This window comes from Virgibacillus alimentarius (genome assembly GCF_000709085.1).
In the GTDB taxonomy this organism is placed as follows: domain Bacteria; phylum Bacillota; class Bacilli; order Bacillales; family Amphibacillaceae; genus Virgibacillus_B; species Virgibacillus_B alimentarius.
Window position 1 is genome coordinate 1 of the sequence record NZ_JFBD01000029.1, and the last position, 21,248, is coordinate 21,248.

At 32.1% G+C, this 21,248-nt stretch carries 15 protein-coding genes and 1 pseudogene; 13 read left to right on the forward strand and 3 right to left on the reverse strand.

The window, feature by feature from the left end:
- Window positions 1–715: hypothetical protein (locus tag GZ63_RS16405; protein ID WP_038220975.1), on the reverse strand; the 715-nt coding region annotated here is incomplete at its 3' end.
- Window positions 716–1,426: 711 nt separating this feature from the next.
- Here GZ63_RS16405 and GZ63_RS0105310 point away from each other — a divergent pair.
- The 5 genes from GZ63_RS0105310 to GZ63_RS0105330 all read left to right on the forward strand — a co-directional run bounded on the left by GZ63_RS0105310 (window position 1,427) and on the right by GZ63_RS0105330 (window position 7,987).
- Window positions 1,427–1,861: a hypothetical protein gene (locus tag GZ63_RS0105310; protein ID WP_029267590.1), complete on the forward strand. Its 435-nt coding sequence runs from the start codon at window positions 1,427–1,429 to the stop codon at window positions 1,859–1,861.
- A gap of 141 nt (window positions 1,862–2,002) precedes the next feature.
- Entirely contained in the window at window positions 2,003–2,563 is a 561-nt protein-coding gene (locus GZ63_RS0105315) for a recombinase family protein (RefSeq protein ID WP_029267592.1), read from the forward strand.
- 16 nt (window positions 2,564–2,579) lie between these two features.
- Window positions 2,580–3,458, forward strand: a complete 879-nt coding sequence (locus tag GZ63_RS17060; RefSeq protein WP_051681399.1) for an abortive infection family protein — start codon at window positions 2,580–2,582, stop codon at window positions 3,456–3,458.
- A 1-nt stretch (window position 3,459) separates the two neighbouring features.
- Window positions 3,460–5,412, forward strand: a complete 1,953-nt coding sequence (locus tag GZ63_RS0105325; RefSeq protein WP_226374308.1) for a site-specific DNA-methyltransferase — start codon at window positions 3,460–3,462, stop codon at window positions 5,410–5,412.
- Window positions 5,405–7,987, forward strand: a complete 2,583-nt coding sequence (locus tag GZ63_RS0105330) for a DEAD/DEAH box helicase family protein (protein ID WP_029267598.1) — start codon at window positions 5,405–5,407, stop codon at window positions 7,985–7,987. The genes GZ63_RS0105325 and GZ63_RS0105330 overlap by 8 nt, the downstream gene beginning before the upstream one ends.
- A gap of 38 nt (window positions 7,988–8,025) precedes the next feature.
- Here GZ63_RS0105330 and GZ63_RS17065 read toward each other — a convergent pair whose 3' ends face one another.
- A complete protein-coding gene (locus GZ63_RS17065) occupies window positions 8,026–9,792 on the reverse strand; it encodes a DNA methyltransferase (RefSeq protein ID WP_051681400.1) in 1,767 nt (588 codons plus the stop codon).
- A gap of 1,034 nt (window positions 9,793–10,826) precedes the next feature.
- Here GZ63_RS17065 and GZ63_RS0105345 point away from each other — a divergent pair.
- From GZ63_RS0105345 to GZ63_RS0105385, 8 genes are all read left to right on the forward strand, one after another.
- Entirely contained in the window at window positions 10,827–11,459 is a 633-nt protein-coding gene (locus GZ63_RS0105345) for a ribonuclease H1 domain-containing protein (protein WP_029267602.1), read from the forward strand.
- 152 nt (window positions 11,460–11,611) lie between these two features.
- On the forward strand, window positions 11,612–11,998 hold the full coding sequence (locus GZ63_RS0105350; RefSeq protein WP_029267603.1) for a hypothetical protein: 387 nt from the start codon (window positions 11,612–11,614) through the stop codon (window positions 11,996–11,998).
- Window positions 11,999–12,519: 521 nt separating this feature from the next.
- Window positions 12,520–13,614 carry a hypothetical protein gene (locus GZ63_RS0105360; protein WP_029267605.1) on the forward strand — a complete coding sequence of 365 codons (1,095 nt, stop codon included), beginning with the start codon at window positions 12,520–12,522 and terminating at the stop codon, window positions 13,612–13,614.
- 1,478 nt (window positions 13,615–15,092) lie between these two features.
- Complete coding sequence (locus GZ63_RS17820; protein ID WP_156947680.1) at window positions 15,093–15,236, forward strand: hypothetical protein; 144 nt, start codon at window positions 15,093–15,095, stop codon at window positions 15,234–15,236.
- Window positions 15,233–16,819, forward strand: coding sequence for a recombinase family protein (locus GZ63_RS0105370; RefSeq protein ID WP_029267607.1), 1,587 nt, complete (start codon window positions 15,233–15,235; stop codon window positions 16,817–16,819). Before GZ63_RS17820 ends, GZ63_RS0105370 begins: the two co-directional genes overlap by 4 nt.
- A 322-nt stretch (window positions 16,820–17,141) precedes the next feature.
- Window positions 17,142–17,513 (forward strand): iron chaperone, encoded by a 372-nt coding sequence (locus GZ63_RS0105375; protein WP_029267608.1) that lies wholly within the window; start codon window positions 17,142–17,144, stop codon window positions 17,511–17,513.
- Window positions 17,514–18,080: 567 nt separating this feature from the next.
- Window positions 18,081–19,634, forward strand: a complete 1,554-nt coding sequence (locus tag GZ63_RS0105380) for a malate:quinone oxidoreductase (RefSeq protein ID WP_084179027.1) — start codon at window positions 18,081–18,083, stop codon at window positions 19,632–19,634.
- 360 nt (window positions 19,635–19,994) lie between these two features.
- A complete protein-coding gene (locus GZ63_RS0105385; protein WP_029267612.1) occupies window positions 19,995–20,834 on the forward strand; it encodes a YitT family protein in 840 nt (279 codons plus the stop codon).
- Between the two features lie 207 nt (window positions 20,835–21,041).
- Here the strand turns inward: GZ63_RS0105385 and GZ63_RS0105390 are convergent.
- Window positions 21,042–21,248: pseudogene (locus tag GZ63_RS0105390) on the reverse strand (fructose bisphosphate aldolase); the annotation flags it as partial.

Here is a 21,248-nt window from a genome sequence, read left to right on the forward strand (position 1 = left end):
TTTTTTGTTTAGTAACAATAGTGACTTCATTATGGTTGGCAGCAATATTAATGTTTGCGTGATTTATTTTAATGTTAAAGCTTTCCACCTCTGAAGTTTTGAGTTCCTTAATGAAATGATTAATCATAAAACCATCTATATTAGTGTTCTTTGAAAGTTTAAGAATATATTTGTTCTGGTTCAGTCCTAATTGTTCAATACCCTCATAAACGTTTATTAAGAAATCGTTTAATACTTCTTCACCGTTTCTGTATTTTAACCTACCATTTGCTGTTAGGGTAAGTGACTGTTCACCAAAGTTATCCGATTGATCTATAGACATATAAATTTTATAAGGGTGAATATAAAACTTCACACCACTAATTCTATCTAGTGATGGTTCGATAAGCTCATTTTTTTTACCACTAAAACCTTCTTTTAACAAGATATCATATATAATATCTTGAATAATAAGATAATCCTTGTTAATATTTTGTATTTTTGACTTATTTTCAATATTAAATACAGATCTAAATTGCATATCAAATGTTGATAGGTTCAGAATGTTAATGGCTTTTCTAAACAAAATCCTTATTTTTCGTACATTTACGAATAACGTATTGAAGGCAGTATAAATTATTGGTAAGGCAATTAAAACTGCGATAATGCTGAAACCAAACCTTGTGAAAGTTGCAATTATAGCTGCTACGGCGCTTAAAAATAACAACCACCACATAAAACCACCTCCTCATTTATTTTCCATGCTATTATTTTTATTATTAAACAATTTTATAACTTTATTATGAAGGATTTCATAAAAAAAATCTAATAAAATTTCAAGCCTTGACTCCTAGTTTTTTACTAATACCAAGTTGAAGTTTTTATTCTGTCTCTAAGAGCAGGTAAGGGTTTAGCATTAAAAGGTTAGATGAATAATACCTTTATAGAACCAACAACTTTAATATTTTAAAATAGCCACCGTCAATAAGTATAGGCCATCTGTTCAATTTAACGAGATATTCAGTGTATCACCAAAACTGAAGTGAAATATCACTGACCACTTTGCACGTATTAACACATTTTGACCTTGTTTGTATCTATCTTTAGTCCTCCATCGCGCAAAGAAAAGATCCCTTTGAAGCTTTAGGGAACGTACCATGGACAATCACTATGTGGCGCAATTAGAGTGGGTAAAGTTGCCTTATCCATGCACTAGTTTATACGATTGTTATCGGAGAGGTCATTAAATACCTCTCCGTTATTATTTTACCCTAAAAATCGGTACGGTGAACCGTATCACAAGTGATGGTAAAACATCAAAGAACATTTACAGTACATATGAAAGTGTTAGATAGACTTATAAATGAGCTTGGAATAAGATAAAGATTAAAAACAAATGTTACATGATACAATTGTAGGGTGAAATTGTATGGGGGGAATGATTTAGTTGAAAGAGTCTCTAATAAATTATTTACCTGAATTAATAGGTGGTGTTATAATTGCTTACTTATCTTTTTGGTTTACTAAGATGAATGAAAAAACAAAAGCTAAAATTCAATTAGATTCTCAGCAAGAACAATTTGAACAAGAGCAAGAAAAAATTAAAATTGAGTATGATGCAAGAATAAAAGAACAACAACAAAAATTTGATCACGAAAAGGAAATTTTAAAAGAAAGGCATAAACAGGATTTAGAAAAATATAATATGCAAAGTCAAAATCAAGATTTAAGAAGTATTTTTAGTGGTGAATACGATATGGACAAAATAGCAGAACAAATGAGTAGTTTGGAGAACTTGGTGGATCAGGCTAAAAAAATGGACAAGAGGATAAAAAGTGGAACTTATCAAAATACCAATCATCCCGGAAATAAAAGAAACTAACAAGGATCTGTTTTCATAACAGGTCTTTTTTTGTATAAAAGTATCATAACTTAAAAGAATTGATATGGTTTCTATTGGCACGGTATATTAAGGTTTGTAAGGGTTCATTACTTAGTATCATAAGTAGAAAGGAACAATGATATGAAATACGGATATGCAAGAGTTTCAACAATTGGACAAGACTTACAAGCGCAAATAAACATGCTAAAGATTGAAGGATGTGAGACAATATATACAGAAAAGTTCACAGGGGTTAAAACTGAAAGGAAAGAATTCAACAAACTATTAAGTATATTAGAAGCTGGAGATACACTAGTTGTAACTAAATTGGATAGATTTGCTAGAAGCGTTCGAGGGGGAATAGAAGTAATAAAAAATCTATTTGATTTAGGTGTAAGAGTACATGTTTTAAATATGGGGGTTATTGAGAATACACCTACTGGACGACTTGTATTTAATATTATGATGTCTTTTGCAGAATTTGAACGAGATATGATTGTAGAAAGAACACAAGAAGGAAAAATGATTGCAAGACAAGATCCCAACTTTAGAGAAGGAAGACCTAAGAAATACTCTAATAAACAAATTGAACATGCCATTAGACTCAAAGAAGTGCATACATACAAACAAGTAGAAGAACTAACAGGGATTTCTAAACCAACCTTATATAGAGCGATGAAGGCAAAAGAGGTTATGCAATAGATGAGGTGAAACTAAGTTGAAAGCGTTTCTTAAAAATAGAAAAATAATAGATATTTTAATTGGTGATTCTGCGATTAGCACCTTTAATGAAGAAGAAATATACTTACCATATTTATCAGGTGGTGAGTTAGTTAGTTTGAGTAATGAACTTGGTTATCCAGCTGTCTATAATGGTCAGAGTAGATGGGTTTATATGGAAGAGTTAATTGATTATTTATACGATGAAAATGACATTTCAAGATTGTTGGAAAGACTCTTTACTTTGCATCATTTTGAAGGACACATTAGCGGATCGAATTCAGAGGAAGTCAAATTAAAGCACAATAAGATGGTTAAAACTTCATTGCAAAAAATAAATAGTATATTGCTTTTTGCTGGTGTTGAAATTAGACAAGTAAATACTGGTTTTTACCTGCACTCTATTAATGACTCTCTAATCATCGATAAAAAAATAAAGACTGTTGTCGATCAAGATTATATTATGAGTTTGGAGGAACGTGTTCAATTAGATTTATTAAATGCTAATTATGATAGCGTGCTAACCAAATGTAGAACTATTATAGAAGAAGTTTTAATTTATATTGCAGAACATTTGAAAGAAGATGTAGATTCCAAAGGTGATATAGTAAAGTTATACAATCAAATTAAACAGCTATTAAACTTACAACAACGTAAAGAGTTTGATAATAGAATAAACCAGTTACTAAAAGGACTTGAAAATATAATTAGAGCAATTTCTGATATGAGAAACATTTCAAGTGATGCTCATGGAAAAGGAAGTAGTAGAATCATAATTAATAAGCGGGAAGCAGAATTAGTTATTAATTCTACAATTACGACTTGTATGTACTTAATAAATATATTTGAAGATCGACAAGCTAAAGGGGTTAATTAGTATGAATAACAAGAAAACAATGGAGACTGAATTACAACAACAAATCAAAAACGTTCTTTCTCAATTTCCATCGTATTGGGAAAATAATATGTTGTTAAACAACAAGGTCATTGAAGATCTTAGAAATTACGATGAATTACTTATCAAAGCGTTATTGTCTAATGAGTTAGTTAAAGATACATATTCTGTTCAAGTTAGTGAAACAACGTTATTTAAAACAGAAGATTTTATAGATGTGTTGCGTTATAAAAACTACTGGGAAAATAGTTATACTAAATACACAAATCAAATTGGACTTACTAGCGAAGGAAAGTATTTAAAGTATAATACCGATGTAGTTTTAGATTTTCCACATAAAGATTGTGTTTTAGAAGGTGGAATGACAAAGGAAGATGTAGCAAAAAAAGAAATTTATTATAATAATGTACTTGCGAAAGAAGAAATCGATACATTACTCTCACCGAAGGTTCTATCAAATATAAAAAAGTTTGATGAAAATGGGAAACATTATATAAGTGAATTTATAGATACAGATAATCTTATTTTAAAAGGAAATAATTTAGTAGCATTGAATTCGCTAAAAGAGCATTATATCGGAAGGGTTAAATTAATTTATATCGATCCACCATATTTTTTTAAAGAGAAGAAAGAAGAGGATACATTTAACTACAATTCCAATTTCCACAATTCTACTTGGCTTACATTTATGAAAAATAGACTAGAAATTGCAAAAGAACTCTTGGTTGAAGGAGGGACAATCTGGATAAGTATAAATGAAGATGGAATGCATTATTTAAAAGTACTAGCTGACTCAGTATTTGGGATGGATAAATTTTTGGGAACTACACCAAGAAGAACTAGATTCGGTAAGTCTGATGTTCCATTTAATTATTCACAGGATTTCGATTTTTTATTGGCTTATAGTAATGTTTCCGATAACAACCAAGTAATTGGTAGAAGTGTCGACAGACAATATTATACATCAAAGGATTACCCCAATCGTCCTTGGCGGTTGACAGATTCTACAACTCAAAGAAACTATATTGAAAGGCCTAATTCATATTTTACTATGATAGATCCCAAAACAAAAAAGGAATACCCTGCAAGTAAAAAGCGAACATGGGCAGTAACCAAGGATACGTTTAATCATTATTATGATAAAGGGTATATTGTATTTCCGGATGACTATGATTTTCTCAATATAACTAAACCATATATACGAAAGTTTAAAGATGAGGATCAATCATCTGGTAAATTAAGTTCAGTAATTTCCGACTTTGCAATTAAAGAGTTTTTACAGGAGTTAGTAAGTAATAGTACAAATAAAATTGGAAATGACGAGTTAGTCACTCTATTAGAAGATGAATCATTTAGTTATCCAAAACCAGAAAGTCTAATTAAAGCAATTATTGAGATTGCGACGAAAGAAAATGATATTGTATTAGACTTCTTTATGGGATCAGGAACAACTCAAGCAGTAGCTCATAAAATGGGAAGACAATACATTGGTATAGAGCAAATGGATTACATTGAAACGGTATCCGTACCAAGATTACAGAAAGTGATTGAAGGAGAACAAGGAGGAATTTCTAAAGATATTAATTGGCAAGGTGGAGGAAGTTTCGTATATGCAGAGTTACATAGTTTAAATGAACAATATATTTCCAGAATCCAAGAAGCTAGCGATGATGAAACTTTGAATGAAGTTCTTGAAGAAATAAAAGATAACGCTTATTTAAATTTTAAAGTAGAATTTGAGCGATTGAAAACAAGAGATCAAAGTTTTCAGGTGTTAGGCTTGGAAGAAAAGAAGAAAATTTTAATACAAGCATTAGATATGAACCAACTATATTTAAATTATTCAGAAATAGAAGATACACAACATGGTATTTCTGAAGAAGTAAAACAGTTTAACCACTCCTTCTATCAAAAAGAAGGTGAGAAAAATGACTAATGAGATACTACACGAACGAATTGCAAAACAATTTACAGAATTATGGACGACACCGCCAGAAATTCCAGATTATGTGTCAGACAACTTAAAACATGAATTGAGACCATATCAAAAACAAGCACTTTCCCAATTTATTTTTACACAAGAGTTGGAAAATGCCGATTTTGATTATAATCATTCACTATTTCACATGGCTACAGGATCTGGAAAAACGCAAGTGTTAGCTGCATCTATACTCTATTTATTCAAAGCGCAAAAGAAGCAAAACTTCATATTTTTTGTAAATAGTGATGCGATTATTAAAAAGACATATGATAACTTAACGAATACAAACTCACAAAAGTATCTATTTAATACAGATGGCATCGTCATTGATGGAAATCGAATTAATATACAGTTAGTCGATGTGCTTCCTACTGTACCAGATCAACATACGATTTACTTAAAAATGACAAGTATTCAAAAACTGCATGGGGACTTAACAGATCCAAGAGAGAATACAATAACATATGAAGCACTAAAAGATTTAGACATTGTCCTGCTGGGGGATGAAGCACATCATTATTTTGCAGATACGAAGCGGAGCAAGAAGAAACTAACAGTCGCAGAACAAGCTGCAAGAACATGGGAAAGAACAATTGATACATTACTAAATTTGAGGCCTGGCAACAGGTTGTTAGGTTTTAGTGCAACATTCGATTTAACAAATGATATTTTATACCATAAGATTAAAGATAGTATTGTATTTCAATATGATTTAAGCGTTTTTATGGATGAAGGGTACTCAAAGAATGTGATGCTTTTAAGAGCTAATGAAGATGATGAAACTAAGATGTTGCATGGCATTTTATTGAGCCAATATAGAAAGTATGTTGCAAGAGATTATGGAATTAATTTAAAACCGGTAATTTTATTTAAATCAAATACAATCGCTATATCTCTGCAAGCGCATGAGATACTAAATAATTTAGTGAGTCAATTATCGGTAAGACAATTAGAACAAATTATTAATAAAGGATATGCTACTTATCAAAAAGCATCGAGTATTTGGAGCAAGATGTTCACTTATTTTAAAGGTCAAGAGTTAAGTAAAGTTATTCGTGATCTGCAGTGGGACTTTGCAGAGGGTAGTATTTTAAATGCAAATGCAAGAGACTTTTTATCTGAAGATAATGCAATGCTTCTTAATAGCTTAGAAGAACCGAATAACCCCATACGTGCAATATTTGCAGTAGCCAAACTGAATGAAGGTTGGGATGTTTTAAACTTATTTGATATTGTGCGAATAAGTGAAGGAGCGACTAAAACAAAAAACACGACTGATAGTGAAGCGCAATTAATTGGTCGTGGAGCAAGATATTATCCTTTTGAATTTGAAGGAGAACATTCTTACACAAGACGCTTCGACTATAACGTGAAAAACGCTGATTTAAAAATAATTGAGGCATTGCACTATCATACGATTAACGACAATGCTTATATTAAGAATTTGGAGAAATCATTAAAAGCAGCGAAAATTCAAGTGCAAGAAGATGAATATGAACGAATTGAAGCAAAAGTAAAACCGTCTTTTAAAAAGCATCCGATCTTTAAAACGGGTAAGATTTATATAAATAAACTTATACCAACATCTGTTGATGACTATGATTCGCTAGAAAAATATAATGTATATACTTCTTATGAAGTTCCCTTAGAAACAGCCATTGAACATCGGTACGATAAAGAAGTAAAGGATAGCATACTTACAAGAACGCACGAGGTAACGTGGGAAGTAGATAGAATCTTTATTCAAAAGGCAATTCAACGCAAACCATTCTTCCACTTTAGTAATTTAAAGGAATATATGCCTTCTATTACAAGTATGAAAACATTTATAGAAGAACCAGAGTTTTTGGGAGACTTAAAGCTTCATATATCTTTACCATCAGAACTTACTATGAACGACATTTCCCCAATGGAAAAATTAAAAATGGTGGAAAGGTTTTTTGAGTCAATGGAAAGAAGTATTCGTAATAATTATATGAAAGAAAAGGGAACACCAGTATTTGAAGGGGTTTCCTTCTCGAAGCTAATTAATAACTACCATGTAGAACTCAATAAAGTGAATGAACGAGTTACCAATATGAATGAGTATAAAAAGACTCGAAATATGCGAGATTATGATTGGTTTATTTATGATAAAGCAATTATAAACAATTGGGAGAACTCTTTTATAGACTTTATTAATGACTACATTGATGAACTTAAAGAAAAGTATCAAGATGTATATCTCATTCGTAATGAAAGAAAAGTAAAAGTAGTAGAAATAGATGGAACTAGAGGTTTTATGCCAGACTTTCTACTTTATCTACAAGATGATGAATGTACGTATCAAGTGTTTCTAGAACCGAAAGGAGATCATCTGCGTCTGGAAGATCAGTGGAAAGAAGACTTCATTACATCTCTGACTGCAAGAGATGATGTTGAGGTGTTGACGGAAAATGAAGATGTTCGTCTGCTAGGAATTAAATTTTATTCTGAAACACCTAAGTTAAAGGATATATTTAGAGAAGATTTTAAAGAAAAATTATTATAATGATATCGTAGGAAACCGTCAATGCTATAAATGGTTTCCTACTTTTTTCTTATGTGACATGTAATAAAGGAATCGTCTGTTTTTAAAGAATTGACTATCGAAGTAATTACCTTTTTAAGTCGTTCAATAATTAAATTAAAGGTATCTATTTCTTTTTCGACTAATATAAAATTCCTGTTTAACCTATAAGCAGTGGAAGCTGTTGTTCCAGATCCTGCAAAGAAGTCTAAAATAAGATCGTTTTCGTTGGTTGCTAATTCAATAATTTGTTTTAAAAGTTTTTCAGGTTTGGGATAGGTAAAATCATTATGACCTATTACATGTTTTAATTCAGCATTTGCTTCATTAATCGATCCGTAATCTTCGTTTGAAATCCATAAATCATTCATAATACTACTGGAATTATCCTGTAAATATACCTTTTTATATGGAATTTCATTTTTAGACCAGTACACAAGTTCTTTTTCTAATAAATGTTTGAAAGTTATATAAGGATAATCCCATTTATTCGTGATGATTTTACCAGAAGGTGTAGTGATATTATATGAATAATAACCATTTTTCTTATTCATTAATTTATCTACACGGAATTTTCCTTTAGAGTCTTGATATTTATAAGTGTCTAATTGTTGAGATGTAAGTGCAACTTTATTTAATTTTAGATGCTTCTTATTTTTAGCATAGACTAAAATATAATCCTTTGTTGTTGCGATCTGTGATCTGTTTTGTTGACTGGATTTTCGTTTCCATATGATTTGATTTACAAAGTTTTCTTCCCCAAATATTTCATCACACAACACTTTGATATAGGCTTGTTCATTATCATCGCAATGAATAAAAATCGAACCATCTGTGCGTAATAATTCTCTTGCAACATCCAGCCGATTCTTAAGAAAAAGCAAGTAATTAGAACGTGAATAACAATCTTCATAGCTTAAGTCATATCTTTCTGTATTATAAGGAGGATCGATATAGATTAGCTTTACTTTTTTATTAAATTTAGCTTTTAATTTATGCAGCGCAAATAAGTTATCGCCATGTATTAAAAGGTTGTCTTTGCTAGAATAGTTATCTACATTTTTGATTGTATTACCTGTATATTGTTTCAAATTAGTAAACGTAGTTGCATCTAATAACAACATGATTTCAGATTGAGCAAGATTTTCATGGTAGTATCTATTGTTATCAGCATCAAAGAGTGTATCTTTGTTATGAAATTCTAGCACAACATCTTTATTATCATGAAATTTGGAATAACTTGCATGCCAATCAGATTTGTTTTCTTGTAGTATTCTAGCAACGGTCGCTTGGGATGTGATTGTTTCCTTTTTATTTATAATCTCTGTAATTTTCGGACTACCAATGTTGGGTCCTTTTTCAATATAAATATCTTTAACAAGAGTTGTAATTTGATTATATTTTAATTGCTGCTTGCTTGTTATCCTTTTAGCAAATTTATAATAACCACTGGACGATACGTCTAATAAGTTACACATAGTTTGTACTGGAAAGATATCTTTGTTTTCGTAAATAAATTCAAAGATATCTTCTTTTTTATGAGATAAGAAAAGTGCTTTTTTTAAGATTTCATTTTCTAGCTTAATCTGTTCAAGAACCTTCTTTTTATTGTCTTTTGTATGCCCACTTCCAATGAACTTTCCGTTTTGTTTATAAGAAGCAACCCATTTATATAAGGTTGGGATTGGTATATTAAATTCTGCCGCTACGTCTTTAATCTTCAAATTATCTTTCATAATTTTTGATACCGCTTCGATTTTAAAGTCTTTTGTGTATTGTTTAGCCAAAATGCATTCCTCATTATCATTTTTAAGTGTCTACTTTTTTAATAAATTTATATTTTAACATTGATTATAACAAAGATGAGTTTGAAAAGATATTCCACTCATATGCTGCATTAAAGAATAAAAAGGTAGGAAATAATTTTATGGTTGGAAAAAGGATGGGGTTGGATATTAGTTATAAAGAGTAGACGTTATAGAAAATGGAACGAACGCTATGTACAACTAAATATATTAAACAGGGAGCAATGAACTTATCTCTCTTTAAAGAAAAGATGGATGGTAAAGCTGTAGCCAATTCAAAAAGTACAGCGTATCGGTTGGATGACCTTCACTTACATTCAGTCCGATAGAGAAAGTTTTTTGTGGACGGTTTTACTGGCGATGAAAAATACCACTAGCGCGGTAGAAAAAGTCGTAAATTAAACTTGTTCGGCCTAATGGAGGGCACGGTTGTGGGAGCACAGGATGTAGTTTATAACATTATAAACTTAAGGCAAGGACGTGCTGAGTTTGAATGCCTGTGGGTCATTGATGACCAAACTTGTGAAGCTAACACGGATACTTATACTCATTCTTCTGAGAATTTTTTGTTAGAGTTTCTTTCGGTATTTTGACAAGATACCTATGTTCAAAATAAATACTGGGAGAAACTCTAAGCCGTTGCTTAGCCTATACTTCTGAGTGGTTATTTAATTCATAAATTACAATTCAAATAAACATATTAAACAACGAATAACAAAACCAAATATTCAAAAGGGTAACATAAAATTAGAATAGATAAGGATAGAGATAGAGAAAAGAGAATAGAAAACGATAAAGAAAGACACAAAGAAAAATAGAGAGAGTAGATGAATAAGAGGATAGGAAGCGATGAAAGAAGTAATAAATATAAATAGAGGATAAAAATAAAAAAATTTTTCATTTGGATAATAATTTTCCAAAGTAGACTAGATAAATAACCTATACTGTAATTAAGTTCTTGGATGAAGCACGTATGCAAGTGCAATACAAGAAAAAAATAAAATGGAGGAATAGAGATGGCAAAAAATAAATATTATGCAGTACGAAAAGGTAGAAAGACAGGAATTTTTAGAAGCTGGTCAGAGTGTAAGAAACAAGTTGATGGATTTAAAGGCGCAAAGCACAAGTCGTTTGGGAGTGAGGAAGAAGCTAAAGCTTATTTAAACGAAAAAAAAGTGAGTGAAAATCTGGTAGATAAAAATGTGATGGATAGTAATACTATAGAAATTTATGTTGATGGAAGTTATGATCAAGACTATAGAGTGTTGGGTTATGGTTGTATTATGGTTAAGAACTCTCGAATTTTCCATACGATAGAAAGTGCAGTTAGAGCAAATGGACTCGAAGATACATGGAATATAGCAGCAGAGGTTTCAGCTGCCTTAGAAGGAGTAAAATGGGCTATAGATAATAATTATAAAAAGATTTACCTTTATTATGATTATACAGGAATTGAAAATTTTGCTGATGGCTCATGGACACCAACAACGGAAATCACAACTGATTACACTAATGATATAAAAGAGTATCAAAAGGAAATTGATATTGAATTCATAAAAGTAAAAGCACATTCAGGTAATTTTTATAATGAAATGGTAGATGATTTAGCTAAAAAAGCTGTAGAAGATAAAATTGAAAAAATAAGTTAAGTATGAATAGTGTAGAGAGTAGAATTTTTAAAGAACCCAGTTTGATAATATCAAACTAGGTTCTTTTTTTGTAGTATTTGAAATTAATTATAATAGAGAACGGAAAGTAAAAATAATCCATGCTAACATGACAAAAAGGAGGATGTTAACAGATGATCTATATTAGTGTAAAACAACGTAATGATTTAAATATTGATTTTGAAGATATGACTACACTTGAGTTGAATTCTTTATCGATAAAAGATTACATCATGGAGCAAAATACTTTTTGTTATGTAGGGTGTGAAGGAGATTATGATGTTTATACCATGGAACATAATTATCTATTTAGAACGTTGCAGGACTTAAAAGATATGGGGACAATAGAAGAAAAAATCGAAGTAACTTTTGATGATTTGTATAATATCTATTATGTTGAAGATGTTTACAAGACGAAAGAATATTTGTTTGATATAACGTTGAATCTAGATTTTGATTGGAAAAATTACATAATTGTAGCAAAAATTGAAACGTTCCATGAGTTGTCGCTAGATATTTGAATGGTATTTATGAGATGATAGCACATAAACTTGAATTATAAAGAAAATAAGGGATGTTTAAATTCATGTGAAAAGGAGCTGGTTATATTGTTAGTTTAAGTAGCAAGAACGGTAGCGTTTGCCTTTTATTTAATTGGAATAATTGGAGCAATTATTTTACTGAGTACATTTAATGACTTTAATTACGGAATGGAAGCCTTTTTAGGTGAAGATTCATTTGATAAGGTAACCAATCTTATTATTTTTGTTTTCTTTCTAGCTAATTTATCAATAGGATTAATTATACATTTACTGAGCGGCATTTTAAGTCAGTTGTCAAATAAGAATATTATATCAAATACATATCAAACATCAATTCAGTCTAATAAAAATATAGCAAGTGAAGGTAAGAATAATGCTTCACCTGAGTCTATGATACAAAGTACAAACTTCGTCTTTTTAAATAAGTTTATATTTAAAATTCAGCAAGCAATAAAAGAGTAGAGAATATAGAAAACAATGTTATATAGAAGGAGATAGAAATGAGTAAAAAGGCAATTATATTATTAGTAATAGCAGCATTTGTTTTGGGAGGAATAGTGACTGGGTCAGTGTTATTTCTAAACAATAAAAATATTGCACAAGACGAATCAAGCAAGGGAAACGAAACCCAAAAGGAAGAAGTAAAAGAAACAGTTGTAGAACAATTTGGTTATGAAACAGATGAAATTTTAACGAGGGATGAAATAGCAGATGAAGTAAATAGGATAAGAAATGAATTAGAAGATGAAGAAAATGAAGAAGTCACTGAAGATGATATTTCCGAGGTGTTAGGCGACGAATTTGGAAGAGTAAATTCATTAGCATATGAAAGTGGGAAAATGATGGATGAAGGCGTAGAGGATCCAGAGAAAAGGCAAATTTTAACTGATTTATATTCGTATGATAATAATCTTAATATGATGTCTGTAAGAGATGTTGTAAATCCAATTCAAAGTGGTGAACATGGTAACTTTGAGAGAGATGCAAATAGAGAGATAAACAAATTATATTCAGATTACTTTGAAGGAGTTGCATCAGAACTAAGTCAATTTACGAAGGATACAAAAGGATTTAGGGATTATGACGGAATTAACATTGGTTATCCAGCGGTGTTTGCTTCAACTAATGAAATAGAAGGAGAGCCAGCATTATCTATAATTTTACCAATTCTAATAAAAGAAGATGTAAAACAGAAAGATATGGATAAATTTATAGATAAGTACAAATCTATTGAGGTAAATGGGAAGCATCTGGGTGACGATATAGAAGATGATTTCTTCTTTGACGAAGAATATGGATATTTAGCAAACGAAGATAAAATCAAAAAAAATCCTTATTTAGTAGAAAATACGTATATTTTAGCAAGAGTAGACGTGCCTTTTTCAGATTTATATGAAGGAGATTATCCAGAAGTTAAGGAAACAGAAAATCTATACCGAGTGTTTAGACAAACAGGAGATGAAAATATGGATATAGATGAGAATCCAACAATTACAATAAATGGAGATGATATTGAGTTGGATAAGTTACTTAATGTATTCCAGGTTGAACAAGATGAGGCATTTGAAATTGTTCCGAAGGTACTTGAACAGTAGTTAGTAAATGAAATAAGGGATTTTGAATTAGAAATTAAATGATGAATTTCAACAAATAAATGGATAGTTAGTATATTATTCAAAAGACAGTAATCTAATAGGTTACTGTCTTGTTAATTTAAACGGAAGTTGATTTTCTATAATTAAAAACTGATAGAAATTATCTGTTACGTTAGATATGCTGTAAAACAATAAATAAGATCTTCCAAGAAAACCTATGAAGTAAACTGAAATAGCAAAAGGTAGGGAAATAACCAAGTACAAATTTCTAAAGAATAAGAGAATGTTATATTAGAAATATAGTTCAGAGTGGAAAGTATATTTAGCAAAAAATAAAATATGATTAACCATTTCTTATTTGTTAAGATATATTATTTAAAATGAAGTGAATATGGTAGTGAAGTTAGATGAAATATCCAATGAACAATGAGTGAACATTGAGTGAAGAATCACAATATATAGAGTGAAGTATGAGTGAAATCAGTAGTGAAGTTAAGTAATAATACTGAAAAAGGTAGATATTAATCCATTTAATAGGATTTTAATTCAAAATAATTAATATAACCTCCATGGCATAGTTTTGAGGAAATTAAATTAAGTAATCAGAAGAGGAAAAATAGCTATAATGGAAAGAAAAATAAACGAGAAAGCGTACATAGCAAGATATTAAACAATTGTAATAAATATGTTTGAGTAAATAGGAATGTATCTAACTATCAACTACCAAAATGATGCAAATGATATACGCTTCATTCCATCCTAATGTAAATCCATCCTTTTTCATTATTTATTAATGTTGATATAAATAGATGGTGGCGGACTTAGTACAGATGAAATGATTGCTTGTATTTCTCAAAACGTTAATCCATTTTAGTGATTATAGATTGTATGTGACGTAGTCACAAAAACATCTTAGTCTCGTAAGTATTGATTTAATAGTCCTTAAAAAAAGCTTGATGGTCCGACTCCTGTCATTTCAAATCATGCAAGATTTGAGGTACTTATGTGTTTAGACGATAAAGGTGGGCTTCACTATTAAAGAGCTGCGTATGCTTTTAGAAGCAGATGAAATACATAAGCTACATTTACCAACAACTTATTGCAAAATACTGATATCCAATACACAGCTTATCCTCTGGGATAGGTTGTTTTTTTATTGGTTTTTATCTCTACTTTATTGATAAGAATATGAGGTTTAGTTTGGCCTTTTAAAAACTGATTGAATACATTTTCTAATAAATCGGCAAAACACAAGCTTAATATAAAATTTTTTGTATTTTGGATAATTTTTCTCAAAAGTACACTTAATAAATGTTGTAGGCTAAAGATAGTTGCATTATAAGTTATCTGTTACGCATATTCCACAGAATATTAATCGGAACTTCAAAATGAACAGATCTGTAATCAACATAGAACCATAGTATGATTGTGAAAAACAGAGTTAGGTTGGAATACGAAGGTCATCAGGGGGGATTGGAATGGAATACAATAAAAAGGCAAACTACAATTTAGAACATGCTAAACAAAAAGAAAAAGCGGAAGCAGTTAAAATTCTAGCAGACTTGATTAAAAAGTATGCACATCAAATTTCAGAAAAAAATAAAAGGAGAGATAAATTATGAGTAAAAAAGCGGCTATATATATTCGGGTATCTACTGAAGAGCAAAAAAAAGGATATTCTATAGAAGCACAAGAAAGCGTGATAAGGGAATATGCAAAAAATAAAGACTATGAAGTTTACGATGTCTATAATGATGAAGGTTATTCAGGTAAGGATTTTAATAGACCTGAAATTCAAAGACTTTTTAGTGACTTAGCGAATGATAAAGTAGACCTTATATTAGTATGGAAGGTGGATCGTTTATCAAGAAATAATACGGATGTATTAAATTTAATTGACCTTGATTTAACACCCAAAGATAAAAGGTTAATTGTAACATCAATTGATATAGATTCATCTTCCCCAATGGGGCATATGTTTATATCCTTATTAAGTACATTTGCAAGATATGAACGTCTTACTATAATCGACAGGGTAAATGCCGGTATGAAAAAAAGAGCTGAAAAAGGCTTATGGAATGGAGGGGCAATTTTAGGCTATGATTCAGTTAATAAACATTTAGTTATAAATAAAGATGAAAGTAAGATTGTTAAAAAAATCTTTAAATTACGTGCTGATGGTATGGGATATAAGTCAATAGTTAAAAGGTTAAATAGTAGCGGCTATAAAACCAAGAAAGAAAAAGACTTTTCTATTTCTTCAATTAAGTTTATCGTTAATAATTATATATACACAGGTAAAATGGTATGGAGTAGATATCAAGAATGGAATACAAAAAGAAGAAACGGAAAGACTGATCCTTTAATAGTTGATGGTGTCCATGAACCGATTATTAGTGAAGAACTCTGGTATAAAGTACAAGAAGTAAATAAAGCACAGAATAAAAAGTACACGACAAATAGAAACTTTAATGGGAATTTCTTTTTGTCTGGACTGCTAAAGTGTCCTAAATGTGGTACAGGCATGGTAATGAGCAAATCTAAAAAAAGAAGTGGAGGGTATTACTACTATTATATGTGCCAAGCATTTCATGTCAAAGGGAAATCCGTTTGCAATTCTAATTTAGTTCGAAAAGAAGAGATTGAAGAAAAGGTCTTAAACAACATAGCCTTACTAGTAAATAATAATACGTTATTGGACGAGTTAATTAAAGAGATTAATAGCAATAGTATTGAAGCAAATAAAGAGTTGAATGATGATATTACAAAATATAATAAGCAGTTGCGACAACTAATAGACAAACGTTCAAAATTGGACCAAGACTATTTCGATAACAAAATAGACAGTAGTATATATAACCGTTTGGTACTGCAATTAGAAAGCGACTATAAAGCTGTTGAAGAAACATTAAGGGATTCTGAAAAGCAGGTTAATAGAAACATGGATTTGGTCAGTAAAGACCAAATAATTTACGTCCTTAAAAACTTCAATAGTTTATTTAATACAGTAACTAATGAAGAGCAAAAATTATTAATTAGGACTCTAGTAAAGCAAGTGAAAGTAGAAGAAAACCGGAAGGATATCAAGGAGATAGACTTCTGGTATATTCCTTCTAATGTTTTACCATCTAATAAAATGCGGGGAACCGTATCACAAATAGTGGTAAAGCAGAGGGTGGAACTGTTGATTAAAAAGAATGGTTAAATATGTTTTAATAGAAAAAATTGAAGTAATTTGGGAAAGAGATTTTAAACTAAAAAGACCTTTTTCTATTTTTTATAATACATGTCTCCTTCATTTTTTGAAATTAAACGGCTGCTGAACTAATAGTAGATGAAGTAAAAGCAGAAAAAGAAAATATGGTTTTAACTTCATGGAAATATGACAAAGTATGCAAACAGGGTGTCACAATTACTTATCTGAAAAGGAGTCATAGTCGCTTAATCCGGACCTTGATGAAAGTGGATGATCATCCCCGTACTTCGATAAGCGAATCTCAAATATTCTACTGAAAGGAAGTAAAAACATGACTAAACAAAAACCACAAAATATTGATGAATATGTATCTCGGTTCCCTTTGGAGACAAAGCAAGTATTGAATGCTCTACTATCATGTCTTCATGAAGTAGTTCCAGAGGCAGAAAAAAGGCTTAAATGGGGGGTTCCAGCATTTACTTATCGTAGAGTTTTGTTCACCGTCGGAGCCTTTAAGAATCATATAAATTTTTATCCTACTCCTGCTGCAATCAATGCATTTAAAAAAGAATTAAAACCCTACTCAATAACTAAAAGTGCACTACAGTTACCATTGGATCAGCCCTTACCATTTAAGTTAATCCACGAAATAGCAAAATATCGATTCAGAGATGTTTTGGAAAATGATGCGAAATGGATGTGAATTCCACCGCTCTTATTATTAATTATTTAAGACAGTTCTCGGACATACCAAGTGGGTGTATTCAGAAATAAGAGTGTACCGGAAAACTAGAACTCTAATGTTAGTTTTTTGCCTTGTAAATTACCACGGTGAACATACCTGTCTCTTTCATTTTTGTGAAAATAAAGTGGTATAATCATAGATAAATAATATATAAGGAGCGATAGATGCGATGCAAAACCAAACAGACATCCTAATCTATCAAAGGACGCGAACAAAAAATAGATGTTAGATTAGAAAACGAAACTGTTTGGATGACACAAAAGGCTATAGCGGAATTGTACCAAAAGGGAGTAAATACAATTAATGAGCATATAAAGAATAAGCCCCTTATCAAAACAGAAAGCCCCATACCTCTTTTATTATAATTTATTTCCCAACACTGAACACCTGTCCCCCCTGTTTTTCGGACAGCTTTGGGTGTATAATAGGAAATGAACGTTTTATTAGAAAATGATATATTATAAAGTAGGTTCTAAATAATAAAGAAAAGATGTGTAACTGGCTTGTGTTCTGACTTGTTAAGGAATGAGCAAGAACAGTTGCATCCTTTCTGCAAATCTTATCGTAAGGAAGGTAATTATGAGTAACAGACATACGACATCAGACGTTATCTTAATTGGCGCTGGGATCATGAGCGCGACTTTGGGATCTTTGCTAAAGGAATTGGCACCAGATTGGAAGATTACGGTATTTGAAAAGCTTGACAAAGCAGGGGAGGAAAGCTCTAATGAGTGGAATAATGCAGGAACAGGACATTCTGCATTGTGTGAGCTTAACTACACACCCGAAAAACCGGATGGGTCGATCGACATTAGCAAAGCCCTAAAAATTAACGAACAATTTCAGCTGTCAAAGCAATTCTGGTCATATCTTGTAAACAGTCGACAGATGAGTAACCCGCAGGATTTTATCAGGCCGTTGCCTCATATGAGTTTGGTACACGGGGAAGATAATGTAGCGTTTTTGAAAAAACGCTTTGAAGTACTGTCCAAAAATCCCCTGTTCCAAGGCATGGAATTTTCGGAAGATCCGGAAAAACTGAAGGAATGGATTCCGCTTATTATGGAAGGCCGCACGTCAAATGGATCAATGGCAGCAACAAAAATGGATGCTGGAACGGATGTTAACTTTGGAGCATTGACGCGTAAATTGTTAGATCACTTAAAGAATCAAGATGTTAGTATCAGATACAATCATACGGTGGACGATATCAAACGGACGGAGGACGGCTCTTGGGAAGTGAAAGTACGGAATTTTGAACGCGGTACCCTTGAATATCATACTGCAAAATTCGTCTTTGTCGGTGCTGGTGGAGGAGCCCTGCCATTACTGCAAAAAACAGAAATTCCAGAAAGTAAGCATATTGGGGGATTCCCTGTAAGCGGACTATTCCTGGTATGTAATAATCCAGAAGTAGCAGAGCAGCACCATGCAAAAGTATACGGCAAGGCTAAAGTTGGTGCGCCGCCAATGTCTGTTCCGCATCTTGACACACGATATATTGATGGCAAAAAAACATTACTTTTTGGACCTTTTGCCGGATTTTCACCAAAATTTCTAAAAGCAGGTTCCAATATGGACTTATTAGGGTCTGTGAAACCAAATAATGTTTTCACCATGTTAGCGTCAGGAGCAAAAAATATTCCATTAACCAAATACTTGGTCCAGCAGCTTATGTTATCAAAAGAGCAACGGATTGAAGAGTTGCGGGAATTCATTCCAAACGCTAAAAGTGAAGATTGGGGTACCGTCGTTGCGGGACAACGTGTACAAGTTATTAAAGATACGGAAGCAGGAAAAGGTACACTTCAATTTGGTACAGAGCTTATTACAGGGGCTGAAGGTTCAGTAGCTGCATTGCTCGGCGCTTCTCCAGGTGCATCTACTGCTGTTCACGTTATGCTTGATTTGCTCAACAGATGCTTCCCACAATATATGGAAGCATGGGAGCCGAAAATAAAAGAAATAATTCCATCTTATGGTAAGTCATTAGTAGACAATCCAGCACTTATTCAAGAAATTCATACTACAACAGCACGAGCGCTTGGTCTGAGAGAAAACTTACAAACAGCAGAGTAAGGCATATCATAAGAATAAACCTATATTACTATTACAGCATTCAAGTTCTGCTATTCTATTAAAAGGACTTCTCACTTTTGTGAGGAGTCTTTTTTTCGTCCTTGCGAGCGGTGAACGTTTTCACTGTCAAAGACGCCAGTTAAAAAGATGCGTTGAACCGCATTATAAATAGTCCTAGATAAAGTTAGTACATATCCCGCTCTAAAAAACTTGCGTATCATAACATTGCACTGTAAAATCATCCTAAGTTAGCTCAACTAACATCAACCGGAAAGATAAAATGATCATGTTTTATTTTCTTCACAAAGAATGAATAAGCCGGCTAACGATGAAAATTATAAAGGAGAGGGGTTGCGAGAGATGGGGAAATTATTAAAGGACATTACATTTATTACCATTGGGTCACTGTTATATGCATTAGCGCTAACCTTCTTAGTTATCCCAAACAACCTGGCTGATGGTGGTCTGGCGGGGGCATCTGTCATCCTGCACTATGCTTTCGGCTGGTCACCTGGCATTGTGAACTTTACTTTAGCATCCATTGTTCTATTGATTGGTTATCGCGTTTTGCCTAAACGCAACATACTTCTGACAGTGCTCACCGCACCACTCATTTCTTTTTTCATTTATATAACCGAAAGCAGTGTGGAACCACTTGGCGACCCGCTCGTCTCCGCTATATTTGCCGGTTTTTTTAGTGGTGTCGGCACAGGTTTGATTTTTCGTACGGGCAGTTCCATGGGTGGAACGAGTGTGATTGCCCGAATGCTCCATCACAACCTGGATTGGGATTTGACACGGACGAATTTTACGCTTGATGCTTGTGTTGTGTTATCCGGTCTATTTATCATCGGTCCATTAAATACGATGTATACGATTATTCTATTATTCATTGGCAAAAAGTCAACAGATGTCGTTATGGAAGGACTTGACTCTCGAAAAGCAGTCAGTGTAATCTCTGCTCGTGCTCCTGAAATCACGGATGTCGTTATGCAACAAATGAATACAAGTGCCACGGTGTTTAAAGGCTACGGGGGATATTTAAAAGAAGAAGCTGATATGTCCTATATCATCATTAGCAAATATCAGCTCTTGAAACTCAAGCGTATTATCAATTCTGTTGACGATAAAGCTTTTGTCGTTATCCATGATGTGCGCGATGTTTTCGGCGGCAGTTTTTCCTGGTCAAAAAAATCGTAATGATGGAGGAACTTTAGACAGTCGTAGAGTACCTGTGTACTTCATGATTCAAAACGATTGATAGAAGGTAGAACGAAGCTGGGAACTGTTAAAGATCATTTACAATGAGAAAGAGCAAACGGGCAATAAAACCGTTCGCTCTTTTTCGCAATGCAAATAGATATTCAATTGTCTCCGTACATGGAAGACCTTTTATAACTACGCACCTTAAATTGAAGCCTCATAAATGGATTTAACTGCTTTTTGAAGCGCAGTATTAAATTCTTCATCTGTTTGGTTAACATTTAAATCTTGGCTTAAAGCTCTAGAGAAGCTAGCGATGAGGCCATTATTTTCTTTTAGCTTTGCATTCGCTTCGTCCGTGGAGTAACCACCGGAAAGTGCTACGACACGAACCACTTTAGGATGATCAAT